Raw genomic sequence first — 17,377 nt, forward strand, 5'->3', positions numbered from 1 at the left:
GAGCCTTGAACCTAGTCGACCGGGTACCGAGCGAACCACCGGTCGTCGCCCGGCGCATCCGGGCCGAACTCGGTGAGCGCGTCGTCCGCCAGGCCGACGATGACTTCGCGGAGTTCCAGCTGCTCCAGCCAGCTTTCCCGCAGGGCTTCCTCGCCGTACATCGCGCCGACGAGGTTGCCGCAGACCGAACCGGTCGAATCGCTGTCGCCGCTGTGGTTGACCGACGCGAGCAACGCCGAGTCGGCGTCCGAGGTGGTCAGGGCGACGTACACCGACATCGACAACGCCGTCTCGCCGACGTTGCCCTGCCCGAGCCGCTCGAGCTTCTCCGGCGTCGGCGGGCCCTCCATCGCCAGTGCCGCGTCGAGCGCCGCGCTCTGCTCCTCGTGCCCCGGGTGCTTGACGAGCTCGGCGCGCGCGGTCGCGACCGCGTCGAGCAGCGGCTTTCCGTGCAGCAGCTCGTGCACGATCACCGCGAAGCACCCGGACGACAAATACCCGCTCGGGTGACCGTGGGTCAGCGCCGCGCTCTCGGCCCCGAGCCGGAACACCTCGGCGAGGTCGTCCGACCACAGCGCGATCGGGGCCGCGCGCATCACGCCGCCGCAGCCCTTCGAGTTGTTCACCGGCCGGTCGATGGTGCCCCGGACGCCGGAGCGCCCGTACGCCTCCAGCTCGCCGAAGCAGGTCAGGCCGGGTGCGCGGCGGCTGAACAGCTCCTGCTGGGTGATCAGCCAGCCGTCGGGCGCCCCGGCCGCCGACTGCGGGCCGCGGGCCCGGTCCCACGGGACGCCCTGGGTGTGCAGCCAGCGCTGGTAGGCCAGCTGCAGCGAGTGGACGACGTCCGCGGAGCCGGTCCGGCGCTGCTGGGCGTGCGCCCGGATCAGCGCTTCGAGCGTGAAGAGGGTCATCTGCGTGTCGTCGGTGATCCGGCCGATGCCGCCGTACGCCGGGATGAAGTCGGTGATGCCGTCCGGCCCGGCGAGCTCGCGGATCCGGTCGATCGAGTCGAACTCCGTCTTCGCGCCGAGCGCGTCCCCGATCGCCCCGGCGAGCAGGCTGCCCCGCAGCCGCGATCGCAAGCCGGGTCCCTTCGGTGCCGGGGCGAACCGGCCGCTCGGGTACCGGCGCTCCCACCGCGGGTGTTCCGCGGCCTCCGTCTGGAGGCCGTTGCGGTTGAAGTACCAGAAGACGTCACTGGCGACGTCCTCGAGGAGGCCGAGGTCGGGCAGTTTCGTTGCCCAGGGCAGGCCGGGCACGCCGACCCGGGCACCGACCAGGGCACCGGCGATCGCCCCGGCCACCGGGCCGGATCGCGCGGCGAGCCGGATCGCGGCTTCCGGGTCGTACCCGCGCTTGGCCGCGGCGAACAGCGCGCGGCCGAGCACCGACCGCACGCTCCGGCCGTCGCCGATCGACTCCAGCTGCGTGACGTCGTCGGCGTCGCGGTCCGCGCGCAGGGCCAGCGTCGACGCCGCCAGGTCGCCGCCCACCTCGTGCAGGCGGACGTGCACCGGCAGGGCGAACGGCTCCCGCGTCAGCAGGGTCTGGAACAGGGAAATCAGCAGCTCGACGCCCTCGGTGACCTCGGCGCCTGCCGCGCTGCCGGTGAGCTCGCGGGCGACGTCCTTGGCGTACTGCTCGCCGTCGACGTCCGCCAACGCCACCGCCCCGGCCGGGGTCGCGGCCAACGCCGTGGCCAGCAGCGCGGAGAATTCGGCAGGGGCCGGGCCGGCGTGCCGGGTCGCGACGGCGAGCCAGCCGACCGGGTCCGGCTCGGGCAGCGTCGCCGGCACGTCACCGGTCGGCACCGGCGGCAGGCCGCGCAGCACGATGTCGGTGTGGAACAGCAGGTGCCGCGTCAGCCCGCCCATCGGCAGGGAGTTCGCGGGGTCCGCGCCGCCGCCTAGGGCGTCACCGATCGCGAAGCCGACGTACGCGCCGACGATCCGGTGCCACGCGAAGCGGTCGGGCGGGGTTCCGAAGGCGGAGAACTTCCCGAACGTCCACGGCACCGGCCTGGGCCGCGCGTCTTCGTCCACGTGCGCGATCAGGCCGTTCGCGCCCAGGTCGGCGGGCCATTCCGGGTCCTGGCCCGCCCGGCGGCGGACGCCGTTGCGGTACTGCCAGGCGAACCCGCGCAGGTACCGGACGCACTCCTCCGGCGTCAGCTCGAAGTGCTGGTCGCGGGCGTGGTCCAGGGCGTACCGCAGGTGCCGTTCCGGCAGGTCGGGCGGCTCGACGCCGAACTCCGCGACCAGCGCGGGCAGCGCCGCGGCGACCTCGGGCCCGGCTTCCGGCGCGGGCTCTTCCACGATCGGCCGGCGCTCGCCGGTCGTGCCCAGTTCGGCGGCGGTGAGGCTGCGGACCAGCCCGGTGCCGGGGTCGAGCGTCAGCCCCGACGACGGTGGCAGCTCCCGGACCAGGACCCGCCACCGGCGCGGGTAGCGCCCTGGCACCTTCGCCGACGAGGTGTAGGCGATGACTTCGCGCTCGCCCTTGCCGGGCACCGGCCGCAGCAGCGGTTCGCCGTCGGGCAGCGGTACCAGCACCTCGCAGTCCAGCAGCGCGCGGACGAACTCGGCGCGGCTGATCCAGTTCGCGGCCAGGTAGTTCAGCAGCTTCTCGGCGTCGGTCGTGGGGTGCGGGAACCCGCGCCAGACCGGGCCGGGGGTGTACTGCTCGTTGACCCGGTACTCGCCGTCCGCCCGGGTCCAGCCGCGGACGGCCCGCACCGGGAGGTCCAGCTCGGGGAACGCCTTCTCGTCGAACTCCGGGTCGACGTCCGGGCGCCACTCGGCCTCGGCGGGCGTGCTCGCCATCGCCGCCTGGTCGAGCGAGATTTCGCCCTCGTCCGGCACGAACACCACCGGGCCGGGGAACAGGCCCGCGCCGATGTCGGTGCCGTCCAGGTAGGCGGCCGCGTTGACCGTGAAGCGCCAGCCGTCCGCGTGGCGCGCGGTGAACTCCGGCCGGATCCGCAGCCGGTCGCCGCCGGGCCGCGTGCGCAGCCACTCCCGCGCGCGAGCGGCGGCTTCCTCTTCGTCCATTCTCCCCATCCTCGCGCTAATGCCGCGGGTACCGCTCGATCCAGGCGTCGCCGAGCGCGCTCAGCGCCGAGTGCCGGTCGAAGTGCCAGTAGGCGTCCGAAGCGACGTTCTCCACCAGGTACCGCAGCTCCAGCTGGTCGACCCACTTCTGCGGCAGCCCGGGGATCCCGGTGCGGGCGCCGAGCAGGGCCCCGGCGATCGCCCCGGTGAGCGCGCTGCGGCCGGAGTGGTTGACGGCGCGAAGCAGCGCCTGCTCCGGGTAGTTCTCGAAGCCCGACAACGCGGCGAAGGCGCGTCCGAGCACTGAGAGCGTCGTCTTCCCGTCGCCGATCAGCTCGGGCATCCGCAGGTCGGGCAGCCCGTGTTCGCCGAAGAACGGCACCGACTCGGCGACCAGGTCCTTGATCGCCGTCCACTCCGGGCCCTGCTGGAACTGGTTGTCCGGGTTGAGCACCTCGCGGCTGGTGTTCCAGATCGGGAAGCTGAACGCCTCCTTGGTCAGCGCGTGCTCGAACAGCCAGGTCAGGTAGGTCGCGGCGGCCAGGTCCTGCTCGTCGGGGTGGGTGACGCCGGCCAGCTCGCGCACCGCCTGCCGCGCCCCGCCGCTGAGCCCGCTGCCGGGCCCGGCCATGGTCAGCGCGGCGGGCAACGCGGGGATCAGGGCAGCCGGGCCGGACATCGGCGGCGCAGCGGCCGCCCCGGTCGCGAGCTGGTGGTAGGCGTTGAGCTCGGCGTCGTCGATGTCACGCCGGGCGTGCAGGTCCGGGACCTGCACGAGCCAGCCGTCGATGGCGTCCATCGGCGCGCCCTGGGTGCGCAGCCAGCGCTGCAGTGCCCCGCGGACGACGTCGGGGAAGAGCTGCTCGGCTTCGCGGGACTCCGGCTGCTCGCGGTGCGGGCTGCGGATCACGGCCTCGGTGTAGAAGAGCAGCCGCTGCGTCAGCGAGCCGATCCGGCCGGGCTGGTCGTACGCCGGGATCAGGTCGGTGACGCCTTCGATGCCGAACTTCGCGTGGATGTCGTGCAGCATCATCCGGTCGACGGCCGCGCCGAGGGCCTCGCCGAGCGCGAAGCCGACGAACGCACCGGTGACGCGCTGCCAGCCGTAGCGGAAGCCGTCGAGGTCCCGCTCGAAGTACTTGCCGAACGTGTCGAGCCGCGGCACCGTGCGCCCGGCGTTGTCGTACGCCGGGGCCAGGCCGTTCGCGCGCAGGTCGTTGGGCTTGCTCCGCGGCGGCTCCGGCATGCTCAGCCGCTTGAGCCACGACTCGCCGAGCACGGTCTTCGCGCATTCCTCGGCCGTCAGCTCGAAGCCGCGCCGCCGCGCCTTCTCGGCCGCCTTGAGCGGCGGTTTCACCGGATCCGGCAGCCCCATCCGGGACGCGGTTTCGGCGGCGACCCGGTTCAGGTCCTCCTCCGCCTCCGGGCAGCGGCCGTGCACGTCGATGCGCGGCTCGTGCCGCGGGAACCGCTTGACGATCTCGGCGAGCTCGCCGCTGGAGACGTCCTCGATGGTCGTCGGGCCGCCGTTGATCACGAGGTTCGGCGGGTGCTCGAACTCGGCCAGCGTGGCGACGTCGACCTTCCACCAGCCGTGCTCGCGCGAGGGCAGGTGCCGGGTCGAGCTGAACACCTTGAGCTCGTTGCGCTCCTCGGCGAAGTAGAACCGGTCGGTCTTGCCGGTCTCCAGGTCGAGCGGGACGTACACCTCGCACCGGATCAACCCGATGAGCAGCAGCTCCCGGGTCAGCCAGCCGACGCTGCCGAACGACAGCAGCGTCTCCAGGGTGTTCTCCGGCTTCGGGTAGCCGCGGCGGATCGGCCCGGCCTTGTACTCCGGGTTCTCCCGCTCTTCGCCGGTCTGGTTGCCGTCGGCGTCGACCTTCACCCACCCGGCGACGGCCTGCAGCGGCACGCCCAGCTCGCCGAGCCCGGCCTTCACGTACTCGGGGTCGACGACCTCGCGCCAGTTCTCCTGGCCGGGGAACGCCACCGGCACCGACAGCCCGCCGGGGTGCGGGTGCGCCTGCCGCAGCTCGCCGTCCGGCTCGCGGACGACGACCGACGGCGGCGGGAAGATCTCCTTCTCCGGCCGGCCCTCGTCGAGGAACGCGATGGTGTTGTAGGGCACCGACCAGCCCTCGGGGATGCGCAGCACCTTCTCGGTGTCCACCCGCAGGCCGGCGGGGCCGGAGACGTCCGGACCGTGCACCGCGCGCAGCCACTGGCCGACCTTGGCAATCGCTTCCGCCGCTTCCACCTATTCGATCCTCTCCAGGCTTCCGTCGGACTCGTGCTCGGCGATCGTCTTCGGCAGCACGAAGGCCACCGCGCCACCCGGCAGGTTCGCCCACGGAACCGTGATGCCGGTGATCACGTGCAGAGGGCGTCTCAGCCGGTAGCTCCGCCGCACCCGTTCGCGTTCGAGCGGCAGCGACGTCGTGGCGAACCGTACCTCCCCGTGGTGAACGAGATTGCCCGGTTCCTCGCCGAAGCGCAGGACGACCGTACCCGCCACCAGCCTGGTGATGCGCTTGTTGCGGAGCAGGGTGAGGGGAGGCTCACCCGGTGCCGGGTGCACCGGCCAGTCGTCGAGCTCTTTGGCGGTTTCCAGCGGCGTTTCGTGCCCGGCGGTCATCCGGGCCGGGTGCAGCAGCAACGCGCCCAGCAACTGCTGAGCGGCGTACTCGAGCCGGGCGAAGTACTTCGGTTCGCGAGGTTTCCCGCCGGCGTAAGCGGCGACTTCCCAGCCGTCGGGCGTGTAGTTCAGGCACCAGGCGCCGTCCGCGCGTTCGCCGACCCGGTACGCCTCGGGCCACACCCCGTGCTCGCCGAGCCGCTGCACCAGCACGGTCAGCAGCTCTTCGTCGCCGAGCTGCGGGTCCGGCGTGGTCTCCAGCTCGGCGACGACGTCCCCGGCGGTCTTCTTCACGTCGGCGCGGGACGGCTTCGGCCGCGGCTCGCCGCGGAGGTCCGCCTCGGCGGTCCGCCGGACCAGCGGCTCGACGTACGGCGGCTGGAAGTGGTGCCGCCGGATGTGCGTGACCAGGTCCGGCTCCGGCGGCACGCCGTGCTTCGCGAGCAGCAGCGGGACCGCTTCGGACCAGATCCACGTGCCGTCGGTGTGGAAGCGCTCGTCGTCGGTTTCGTGCACCACGGCCTCGCGCTCGAGGTACTGCAGCACGAGCGGCACCTCGGTGTCGGTCAGCGGCGGCCGCTCGACGTCCGGGCCGCCGATCTCGGCGTGCCGGAACACCACGCCGAGTGGTAGCTGCGCCCGTAGCCGCCACCAGTCCGGGATGTGCTCGTCGGCCCGCGGGAACGCGGCGAGCTCCGCCGGGTAGTCGGCCGGCTCGGGTGGATCGGTCCACACCGGATCGTCGTCGAGCGCGAAGTCGAAGTCGAAGCTGCCGTCGGGGTTCAGCGCGAACCGCGCCTGCAGCCAGGTGCCGCGGCCTTCGGTGTACATGCCGGCCCGCAGCTCGGTGAAGAGTTCGGCCGCTTCGTCGGGCATGGCCGTGTTGTGGCCCGCGGTCTCGGTGTGCTTGCCGAGCTGCCGGAAGTCGGCGACGGCGGGCACGCCGGCGTTGACGCGGTGCTCGCGCACGAGCTTTCCCAGCCGCACCAGGAGAGTGCGCTGCTCGTCGGGCGAAAGTCGATGTTCCACGTGAATCATCGCGCCAGGGTCGAGGTGTAGCTGAAGGTCGGCGGCTGCCCGGCGTCGAGGCGGGCGAACTCGTCCTCCCACATCTTGAAGGTGCGGCGGTACAGCGAAACCTTGAGCGCGGCCTCTTCCCGGCCGAGCGGCCGCCCTTCCTCGCGGGCCACCGAGTGCATGGCGCTGATCGTGTCGTAGAGGGCGAAGATCGGGCCGCCGCCGCGGAGGTACTCCCGCCGCAGGTCTTCGGTCCGGATGACGAACTGCTGCTCGGTCAGGGCGCCGATGTCCCCGGCCTGCGCGAAGAGGACGTCGTCGATCTTGTCGTTGTCCTCGACGAACCGTCCGGTCTTCCAGTCCAGGATGTACCCGGCCAGCCCGCCGTCGGCCGTCTTGTCGAGCCGGTACGGGCTGTCGTGGTGCCGGAAGTACGCCGGCGTCTCGATCGTCATTGCTCCGGCCTCTTGTTCAGCGCTTCCCAGAACTTCTCCCGCTCCCGCTTCAGCAGGGCGTTGATCAGGGCCTGCTCCTCCGCGGTGTACGGCCGCGGCCGCTTCTTGCCCGTCTCCGGATCGGGCCCGGGACCTTCGTCGACGGCCCGGGCCTTGATGTCCCGGCGCACCTCGTAGAGCGCGTGGTCGTAGGCGGAGACGGCGTCGACCGCCTTGAGGTGCAGCCGGAACTCGGCGACGTGCCCGTCGATCCGGACCTTCATCTGCAGGTCGCTGTAGCCGGCGGGCTGCGGCTTCACGAACCGGTCTTCGAACTCGACGATCTCGATGTCGTCCCGGGCCCGGATCTTCTCCAAAGCGGCGTACAGCATCTCGATCTTGTCGAAGCGGACGATGCCGCCGGCGATGTCGGTCAGCCGCGACGGGTCGCCGCCGTAGTTGGACTCGATCTTGTCCTCGGCGCGGCCCCGGCCCTTGAGCGTCTTGCGCAGGTCCGGCTCGCCTTCGGTCTGGGCCGCGATGTCCGGCACCACCTCGCGCAGCTTCGCCATCGCGACCTCGGCGCGTTCGTAGACGCCGTCCAGGTACTTCTTGAACTCCGTCGCGTTGCCGAGGTGTTCCCGCGGGTAGGGCGGCTGACGGCGGTCGGCGTCCTCGTACCGGGCGTTGTCCGCGGTCGCTTCCTCGGACACCCGGCGCTCGGTCTCGCCGAGCTCGAGGTGGTTGGGCTCCGCGGGGATCTCCTCCGGGAGCGTGCCGTGCTCGCGCTGCTCGTGGACGTCCTGCAGGGAGTCCTCGAAGATCCGCACGGCCTCGTCGTGCGCCAGCAGGTTGCCCAGCGCGAGCGGGCGCTTGGCCAGCGAGTCGGCGATGTAGGCGTTGGCCTCGTCGCTCAGCAGCCGGACCAGCTCGGGCCGGTTCGGCAGCTGCGCTTCGAGGTAGTCCTTGAGCGGGCCCAGGTCGTGGGCGCGGCCCAGTTCGTCCTTGGCCTCGACGCGGGCGTTCGCCAGGTCCGGGTGCGCCAGCGCGGCCTGCAGGTCCTCACGGGCGAGGAAGCGTTCCGCGGCCGCGTGCGCACCCACCGGCTCCGCGGCGCCGTAGCCGCCGCCGTGCGCCTCGTCCGGGCCGTGCTCGCTGTGGCTCTCCGTCCGGGCGTGCACCTCGTCCGGCGTGCCGATGTGCATCAGCTTGATGCTGTTCGCCGGCTGCGGCAGGTGCATCAGGTCGCCGGACTGCGGGTCGATGAACGCCACGCCCTCGCGGGTGTGCACGACCATCGCCACGTGCCCGTACTCGACGCCGTTCGGGCCGGGGTACTTGACCGCGACCACGGCGTGGTGGTCCACCGGCATCCCGCGCATCTCGCGGATGACGTCGTCGTAGCTGCCGCGGGCCGAGAACGTCTCACCGAACTCGCCCTCGAGGTGTTCGAGCGTGCCGCGGCTGCCCATCTCGTGCGGCAGGATCGGCTCGGCCGTCGTGTCGACACCGCGCAGCTGGTCCATGTACGCCCGTGGACCGCGCGTGCAGTTCGTCATGTAGCCGTTTTCGAGGGCACCCGGCTGGTGGAAGCCCGGGTTGACGTCCCGCAGGTACGGGTGGCGGTCGTGCACGTAGGCCGCGCGCTCGGACGGCGTCGTCCCGCCCGCGTGGATGGCGGGCTCGGCGGGCGGGTTCGTCGCACGGGCCAGCCGCGAGTAGTCGTGCACCGACACCGGAGGTGGCGGCGGTTCGGCCGGGCCGTCGTGGACGTCGTGGACCGACGGGTGCTCCGGCTGCGGCGTGACGTGCTCGGGCTCGCCGAGGCCGCCGAGCCGTTCCATGATCGCGGCCTGCTTGCGGCGTTCGAACTCGGCCGCGTTGTGGTCGTTCTCGGCGCGGCGCGCGGCCATCTTCTCCCGCGCGGCCTCGGGCTCGAGGTAGCGCGGGTGGCCGGGCCCGATCTCCTCGGCCACGATGACCCACTTGCGGCGGCCGTCCGGCCCGATCTCCAGCCGTTTTTCGTGGACCAGCAGCTGGGTTCCGGGCGGTGACAGCGATTCGCGCTCGCCCGGGTTCTCGGCGAGCTTCGAGATGTCGCGCAGGTTGTCCGACCGCACGTGCAGCTCGATGTCGTCGCCGAACTTCGACGTCGAGAACTCGTCGGTCTTGATCGACGCACTGGAGAACGCCGGCTCGACGACCACCGAGCCCGGCTCGTACGGCTTGGCGACCAGGTCCGCCAGGTGCGGATCGCCGCCGACGTCGTAGGCGCGGATGGTCTCGCCGGACTCGGGCCGGATCTGGTTGAGGCCGTCCATGATCGCGCGGGTGTTCTGCTGCGCGAGGTCGAAGCCGGGGTGGTCCGGGCCGCGGCGCAGGGCCTCGTTGACGTCGTAGGCGTACTCGCCGCGGGTGTAGCCGTGCAGTGCGACGGCGCCCTCGTCGGTCACCGGCAGCCCGGCGGCGTCCCGGCGGGCCAGCGCGCGGTCGTGGACCTGCTGGTAGGTGTCCTCGTCGCCGACCGCCCGGCGGATGCTCTCGTGGTCGGCCGGGGTGCCGCGGTGGTCGTCGTCGAAGAGGTAGCCCTCGTCGTGCGGGACCCGCTCGGGCGCCGGGTTGAGCCGGTCGCCGATCGTGTCGGGTTCGGCGACGTGGTGCGGCGGCGCGTCCCCGCCGCCGAGCGGCATGGTGTGGATGCCGGTGGCGTCGTGCGGCAGTTCGGCGAGCCGCCCGGTGACGGGATCGGCGAACAGCACCCCGTGCTCGGTGTGCACGGCGGCCACCAGCCGCGACTCCCCGGTGGGCGTCTCGAAGGCGACGGCGCTGCGCGCACCGACCGGCCGTTCGCCGAGGTCACGGGCGACGCCGTCGAAACTGTCCTTGCCGCTCCACTGGCCGCCCAGCTGCTCGCTGAGGCTCTGCTGCCGGGCCGGCCCGGCGACGACGTCCTCGCCGTTCATCCGCCGATCGAAGGCGACCATCGACTCGGCGGCGTTGGTCCGGTAGCCGTTCTCCAGGCCCGCCGGGCTGTAGTGGTTGCGCGTGTTGACCCCGGCGAGCTCGGGAACGGCGTCGCGCAGGAGCCGCGCGTGCTGCTGCGGCGTCTCGACGGACCCGGCGTGCAGCACGGGCTGACCACCGGGAACGAGCGGCTCGGCGAGCTGCGCCCAGCCGCCGTCCGGCTCCCCGGTGGCCGGCGGCGGCCGCTCGGGCAGCGGCTCCGCACCCGGCGGGTCGAAGGGGTTGAGCTTCGACGCCAAGTCGTTGCTCGGCGCGTGTTCGGGGTGCTTCTCGTAGAACTCAGCGAGCTCTTTGTCGGCTTCGCGCTGGAACCGGTCCTCGTCGGCACGCTCACCGGCACGGCGCTGCTCGACGGCGTCGCGCGCGTCGGCCTCGCCGAGATGCCCCGGCTCCCCGGGCGCGATCTCCTCGGCGTGCACGACGTAGTGCGGTTCCCCACGCACCGGCGCCGGCTTGTGGTTGGGGTGACCGGGCCCCTCTTCGATGCCGGTGATCTTGAACTGCGTCCCGGCCTTGAAGAGCACTTCCCGTTCGTGCCCGATGCTGGCCAGCTTCTCGACGTCACGACCGGTCTTCGACTGGATCCGCATCTCGACTTCGCCGGGGAAGTTGCTGCGCGGGTGCTGCGCGTCGACCTTCGACGAGCTCAGGAACGACGGCTCGGTGATGTGCGCGCCATCGTGGAACCGCGCGAGGAACGCTTGAAGCCGCCCAAGGTCGCCCTTGAAGTCGACCCGCCGCGAGACAACGCCTTCGTGCGGCGGAAGTTCATTGAGCCCGGAGACCAGCGCGGCGGCCTGCGGAGCGAGGTGGACGAGCTCGGGACCACCCATCCGCAGCGCGTGGTTGAGCGGCCCGACCATCTCGGTCCGGGTGTAGGCGTGCACGGCAACGGCCCCGGCGTCGGACATCCCGGGGTGCCACTCGTCGCGCTTGGCCCGAGCTTCGCGGTGGAGCTGCTCGTGCCGCCACTCACCGTCCTGGCTGCTCGTCTTCCCGGAGTCCATGAACGTGTCTTCGATCCGCCGGATGCCGGCGGGATCATCGGTGTGGAACCGAGGATCGGTGAGGTAGGGCTCGTCCAGGCCGGGCTGCCCGTAGTCCCGCTCACGCGGCGCCTCGTCGGACGTGGGCGGGTGTTGGTCAGCGAGGGGTTCATCGCCGGGCGTCTGCTGGTCGGGATGCTCTTGGGCACCCTCGTGCTCGGCCTGGTCGCGCTCGGCCGGGGACTCGTGTTGTTCACCGGCGTGGTCTTGTTCGGGCGCGTGCTGCTCGGCGGGCGTTCGCTGCTCGGCCACGGGTTCGTGTTCGGCGTGTTGTTCGCTGGCGTGGTCTTGCTCGTGCGTGCGCTGGTCTGGGCGCTCGGTCGTGGGTTGCTCCGCTGGGCGGCCGTGGTCGCTCTCGTGGCCAGTGGTGGGTGAGGGTTCGTTCGCCGGGCTCTCGTGAGCCGGGGTGCGCTGCTCGGCCGGGAAGTCCTGGGCAGGGGTGTGCTCGGCTGTGGGCGAGTTGCCGTCGGCTGGGGGTTGGGTGGGTGTTGCCTGCTCGGCCGGGAGGTCCTGGGCAGGGGTGTGCTCGGTCGTGGGCGTGCTGCCGTCCACCGGGCGTTCGGCGGGTGTTCCCAGCTCGGTGGGCGCAGGCGTGCGCTGATCCGGCCGCTCGGCGCGGGGCTGCTGCGTGGGCTCGGTCGCCGGGACCGGGCGGTCCTGGGCCGGCTGCTCGAACGGCCGCTGCGTCCGCGGCTGTTCCGGCGCGCGGTCCACCGGCCGCGGCGGCTCGAACGGCCCCCGCGGCGGCAGGTGCTCCGGCGGCGGCCCGAACCGCGGCGGCGGAACCTGCGGCGGCGGCCCGGCAGGCCGAGCGGGCCCCAGCCGCGGATCATGCGGCGGCCGTCCACCCGGCGGGGGCGGCATCGGCGGCCGTCCACCGGGGTGCGGTCCCGGGCCCTGGGGCCCGCGAGGCTGGTTCGGATACCCGGCGGGACGCTGCCCACCGGCCACCGGCGGACGCGGCGGACCCTGCGGCGGCATCCCCGAGTGCGGCGGCATCCGCCGCGGATCCTGCGGGGGCAGCCCACCCTGAGGCACCTGTCCCCCACCGTGCGGCGGCCGCGCACCCGGTTGCCCACCATGAGGCGGCATCGCCCCAGCCTGAGGCGCCTGCCCACCACGCGGCACCTGCCCACCAGAAACCGGCGGCTGTCCCCCCGGCACCGCACCATGCGGCGGTTGCCCGCCGTGCTGGACTGCTTGCCCACCAAGCGGCGGCTGGCCGCCAGCTTGTGCTGCGTGCGGTGGTTGCCCGCCGGGATGGACCGCCTGCCCGCCGTGCGGCGGCAGGCCACCTTGGGCTCCGTGTGGCGGCTGGCCACTGGGCTGAGCTGCTTGCCCACCGTGCAGTGCCTGGGCGCCTGGTTGTGCCCCGTGCAGAGGTTGCCCGCCGGGTGCTCGTCCGCCCGGCTGGCCACCGTGCGGAGGCTGCCCGCCCGGCTGGCCACCGTGCGGAGGCCGTGCGCCCTGCGGATGCTGCCCTCCCGGGCGGTACCCGGCCGGCGGCATCGGCGGCTGGCCGCCCTGCAGCATCCGGCGGGGGTCCGGTGGCGGGACACGTCGCGGCTGGTCGCCGCCGCCGGGCAGGGGGCCGCCCTGTCGCGGGGCGGGGCCGGCCGGGCGTCCTGGGCCGCCGCCGTTCGGGAGGCCGCCCGGCTGCGGAGGCGGGAATCCGCCCGGAGGCGGCTGCTGCTGCGGTGACGGTCCGTTCTGGAACGGTGCCGGCCCGCCATCCGCCGCGAACGGCTGGCTCGAACCGCCCGCGAAACCGGCCGCTCCGACGTTGTCCTGGGGACGTCCCCCGCTCTGGCGGCCCGCTTCCGCGCCGAATCCCGGCGGCGGGGCCATTCCGTAGCCGCCCTGGGGTGCGCCGGCGGCCGTCGATGGCTGGCTCGGTGCCGAAGCCGGGGCCTCGCGCTGCTCCGCTGCCGGACGCGGCTGCTGGTCCGGGCCGGGTCGTGACGCCTCCGGAGCCCGGTGCTCGGCGACCGGCGCGGCCTGCTGCCTGCTGTCCGCCCGTTGCGGCGACGCGGGCTCGGCCACCGACGGCGCCTCACGCCCCGGTTCGCCGCCTCGCGACGGGGACTCCACGGCCTCCCGACGCGGTTCTTCACTCCGCGACTCCGGTTCGGAGGCGGCTTCCCGGCGTGGTTGCTCGCTATGCGTATCCGGCGCGGACGAGGCTTCGTGACGAGGTTCTGCGCCCCCTGACTCGGAGGCAGAGGAAGCTTCGTGACGCGGCTGCTCGCCCCGCGGTTCCGGCGCGGAGGCGGCCTCATGGCGAGGCCCTTCGCTTCGCGACTCGGGCTCGGAGGAGCCATCGCGACGTGGCTCGTCGCTCCGCGACGCCGGCTCCGAGGAGGCCTCCCCGCGAGACCCAGCCTCAGCCGACTCACGACGAGACTCCGGGGACTCTCCACGAGACTCCGGCTCCGAGGACTCGCGACGAGAATCCGACCCAGACGACTCCCCGCGAGACTCATCCCCCGAAGAAGCCTCCCTACGCGATTCCGGCTCCGAAGAGGCCTCCCCGCGGGACTCAGCTCCCGAAGAAGCCTCCCCGCGAGACTCAGGCTCCGATTCCGAAGCCCCCCGCCGCGACTCCCCCGCCTCACTAGAGTCACCGGAACCAGACCCACCGGAACCAGAGCCACCCGGGTCACCGTCCGCGTCAGCCCGCGGGATGTTCGCCTCGTGGACCGCGTGCATCTGCTCCTTGGCGCCCCCGACCGCACCCCCGACCGCCCCGCTCGAAGCACCCATCAGCAGCTGCTCCGGCGTCAACGACCCCAGGTCCCCGGTCACCGCGGCCTGCCCGACGGTCTGCGCGACCCCCTCGACCGCACCCCGCGCTCCGGCCCGCATGGCCGCGTCCGCGATTTGGCCGCCCGCGCTGTGCGAAAGCCCCTCGGTCGCGCCGCGGCCGATCGATCCCGACGCCGCCCCCACGACGCCGCCGACCGCGCCGGAGATCGCCGCGTCGGAGGTCTTCGACCAGTCCCAGTCCTTGCGGTCACCCTTGGCCATCTGCAGGCCCTGGATGCCCGCGTCCATGCCGAGGTTGATCGCCTCGTTCTTGAGGATCTCCATGCCGATCTTCTTGAGACCCTGCTTGAGGAGCTTCTCCAGCAGCTCCTTCGCGACCTGCTTGAACCCCTGCTGCGCCAGCTTCTCGAGCAGCTGCCGGAACAGCATCTGCACGGTCATCCGGGTCGCGATCTGGGCTGGCGCGATGCCCGCCGTCGAGCCGCCGAACGTCACCGCCGCCGCCGCGATCATCGCCGCGATCTGGGCCGCCAGGACGATCAGCGAGATGATGATCATGTACTTCGTGTACTCGACGTCCAGCGCCGTCTGGTCGCACGAATCCCCGAGGGCCTTCGCCGCGTCGGCCAGCTGCTTGAAGTAGGCCTCGTCGCCCTCGACGAACTTCTTCCACTGCTCCGCGAACGCGTCGGCGCCGTCACCCGTCCAGTTGTCGCGGACGCCGGACGCCGCCTGGTTGCCCGTCTCCGACACCGGCCCGATCGCCGCCGACGCCGTGTGCCAGGCGTCCCGCAACGCGCGCAGCTTGGTCTCGTCGCCCTCCGGCCAGCTCTCCCCGACGACGATCGGCAGCAGCCACTTGACCGCGTCGGGCATCTCCATACCCACGCGTCATTGCCCCTTGCCGAGCTGGGACGTCACGTCTTCATCGGCGCCCGAAAGGGCCTTCATCGACTTGGCGACGTTCTGCTGCATCCCCCGCAACCCCGCGACGAGGTTGGTGAAGCCTTCGACGGCGCCCTGCGCCCCAGGCACGTAGTCCTTGGCGAACTCCTTGCCGGATTCGTCGCCGCCCCAGCACTCGCCCTGCGCGGCGAGCGCGGACTGCAGCGCCTTCGCCGCGTTGTCGAGCGCGTCGGCCGCCGTCACCAGGCCGTTCGACGCGCGCAGGACCGCGTCCGGCTCCGCGGTGAACCCGGAACCCCCACCCGGCATCAGTCGCCCCTCGTCATCCAGGACGACGGTGGCTCCTCGTCGTCGTCACGCGGTGGGCGGACGCGCTTGGGAGCGGGCTTCGGGGCCGGCATCGGCGGCGGCGCCGCTTGCTCGTTGCGCAGGATCGACCCGCCCTCTTCGAACGACTCGGGCCGCGGTGCCGCCGGTTCCTCGGCGAACTCGTCGAACGACGGGATCGGCGGCACCAGCCCGGCCAGCGAAGGCGCGCCCTCGACGAGGTCGGCGAGGTCGGGCAGGCCCTCGGTGATCGGCGCCATCAGGTCGGCGATCTTCTGCTTGACCTGCAGTGATCCCTGACGCACCAGCGACTGGACGGTGTTCGCGAGCTGCGCGGGTGTCGTGCGCTCGAACGTGTTCGGGGCGAACTCGAGCTTCGCGAGGCTGCCGCCGGCGTCGATGGTGGCGCGGACCAGCCCGTCGGGCGAACTCACCTGGGCGGTGGTTTCGGCGGCCGCGGCCTGGGCGTCCCGCAGCTGCGCGGTCTGCCGCTCGAAGTTCTCCAGGAGGGTTTCCATCCGGTCCTTCATCGCGGCATTGCGTGCTTCCAGCTGCGCACGGTCGTCGCCCGCGGTGGTCACAGGTGCCCCCGGTGTCCCTCGAACCTACTAATGACTTGCCCGTCACCCTAATGCCAATGGAGCAGTCACCGTGACCGGTTCGGGTGTTTGCGTCAGCGAATCGCCCGCCGCCGGGCCAGTACGTACCCCGCTCCGCCGGCGAAGTAGCAGACCGTCGCGGCGATGAGCAGGCCCGGCGACCGGCCGTCGTCCGGGACGACGAGCGCGGCCAGTGAAACCGCCGCCACCTGCGTGATGTTGAACAGCGTGTCGTACAGCGCGAACACCCGGCCGCGGGCTTCGTCGGCGACGTCGAGCTGGATCGACGAGTCGACGCAGAGCTTGAGCACCTGCCCGGCCCCGCTGATGAAGAACGACGCGAGCAGCGCCAGCGGCAGCAACATCGGCAACCCCAGCGCGGACTGCGCGATCGCGGCGACCAGCAGCGCGCCGAGCACCGCGCGCAGCCGGCCGAACCGGCGGATCAGCCGCGCGGTCAGCAGCCCGGCGACCAGCAGACCGGCCCCGAAGAGCGCGGCGATCTGCCCGAGCCCGGGCAGTCCGGCGCGGAGGAAGCCTTGGTCGGTGAAGTAGTTGCGCATCAGCAGCACGGTGACCAGCAGCGACACCCCGAACGCCGCCCGGTGCGCGAACAGCGCGATGAACCCGGCGGTGACGCTCGGCGCGCGCCAGGCGTGCCGGGCGCCGTCCGCCAGGCCCCGCGCGACGGCCAGCACCGGGTTCGTCGGCTCGTCCACCACCGTCGGCCCGAGCACGCCGCGGGCGAAACCGCGCGCGATCAGCGCCGACACGAGCGTGCCGAGCACCGCGAACGCCGTGGTCTCCGCCGATCCGACGTCGTTGCTGCCGAAGAGCGCGCGCAAGCCGATCGCGCACCCACCGCCGATGACCGCGACGACTGAGCCGAGCGTGGTGGCGAAGGCGTTCGCCGTCACGACGCTCTTCTCCTCCACGACGTGCGGCAGGGACGCCGAGAGGCCCGAGCCGATGAAGCGGGAGATCCCTTCCGCGGCCAGTGCCAGCGAAAACAGCCCGAGCCCGCCGAAGCCGAGCCCGACGGCGGCGGACGCGCAGACGATCGCCAGCCCGCGCAGGAGGTTCGCGAAGATGAGGACCTTCCGCCGGTCCCAGCGGTCCAGCAGCGCACCGGCGAACGGCCCGACGACCGAGTACGGCAGCAGCAACGCGGCGAACCCGCCCGCGATGGCCAGCGGGTCGGCACCGCGCTCGGGGTTGAAGAGGACAGCGCCCGCGAGCCCGGCTCGGAAGACGCCGTCGCCCCAGCTCGCGGCGAAGCGGGTGAAGAGCAGACGCCGGAAGTCCGGGTCCTTGAGCAGCTCCCGAGGGCCTCTTCGCACGGTCGCCGAGTGGGCGCTGATCGTCACGGAGTCAAGGTTAAGGCTCCGGCGTGGGGCATCGGTCAAGAGATTCAGGTGACGCAGCCACCGAACCGGAGGTGGCCGGCGCACTCGGGGGGGCCGGGGGGGGGGGGCGCCCCCCCCCCCCCCCCCGGGGCGGGCAGGGGAGGTGGGGTGGGCCCCCACCCCCCGGTGGGCGACGCCCGGAGGTTGCCACTCGGCGGGTGTGG

8 protein-coding genes are annotated in these 17,377 nt (G+C 72.8%); all 8 read right to left on the reverse strand.

Features of this window, described 5'->3' with window-relative positions:
• Nucleotides 1-11 precede the first annotated feature (11 nt).
• Nucleotides 12-3,050 carry an ADP-ribosylglycohydrolase family protein gene (locus ACWED2_RS11580; protein ID WP_449690358.1) on the reverse strand — a complete coding sequence of 1,013 codons (3,039 nt, stop codon included), beginning with the start codon at nucleotides 3,048-3,050 and terminating at the stop codon, nucleotides 12-14.
• Nucleotides 3,051-3,066: 16 nt separating this feature from the next.
• Nucleotides 3,067-5,310 carry an ADP-ribosylglycohydrolase family protein gene (locus ACWED2_RS11585; RefSeq protein WP_449690359.1) on the reverse strand — a complete coding sequence of 748 codons (2,244 nt, stop codon included), beginning with the start codon at nucleotides 5,308-5,310 and terminating at the stop codon, nucleotides 3,067-3,069.
• Entirely contained in the window at nucleotides 5,311-6,726 is a 1,416-nt protein-coding gene (locus tag ACWED2_RS11590) for a TNT domain-containing protein (RefSeq protein ID WP_449690360.1), read from the reverse strand. It lies immediately after the preceding gene.
• The gene (locus ACWED2_RS11595; protein WP_449690361.1) at nucleotides 6,723-7,160 is read right to left on the reverse strand and encodes a hypothetical protein; all 438 of its coding nucleotides are present in this window, start codon (nucleotides 7,158-7,160) and stop codon (nucleotides 6,723-6,725) included. Before ACWED2_RS11595 ends, ACWED2_RS11590 begins: the two co-directional genes overlap by 4 nt.
• Entirely contained in the window at nucleotides 7,157-14,857 is a 7,701-nt protein-coding gene (locus ACWED2_RS11600; RefSeq protein ID WP_449690362.1) for a WXG100-like domain-containing protein, read from the reverse strand. Before ACWED2_RS11600 ends, ACWED2_RS11595 begins: the two co-directional genes overlap by 4 nt.
• 9 nt (nucleotides 14,858-14,866) lie before the next feature.
• Nucleotides 14,867-15,190, reverse strand: coding sequence for a WXG100 family type VII secretion target (locus ACWED2_RS11605; RefSeq protein ID WP_449690363.1), 324 nt, complete (start codon nucleotides 15,188-15,190; stop codon nucleotides 14,867-14,869).
• Complete coding sequence (locus ACWED2_RS11610) at nucleotides 15,190-15,789, reverse strand: YbaB/EbfC family nucleoid-associated protein (RefSeq protein WP_449690364.1); 600 nt, start codon at nucleotides 15,787-15,789, stop codon at nucleotides 15,190-15,192. Before ACWED2_RS11610 ends, ACWED2_RS11605 begins: the two co-directional genes overlap by 1 nt.
• Nucleotides 15,790-15,881: 92 nt before the next feature.
• On the reverse strand, nucleotides 15,882-17,174 hold the full coding sequence (locus ACWED2_RS11615; RefSeq protein WP_449690365.1) for an MFS transporter: 1,293 nt from the start codon (nucleotides 17,172-17,174) through the stop codon (nucleotides 15,882-15,884).
• Nucleotides 17,175-17,377 lie beyond the last annotated feature (203 nt).

This window comes from Amycolatopsis sp. NPDC005003, assembly GCF_053600695.1.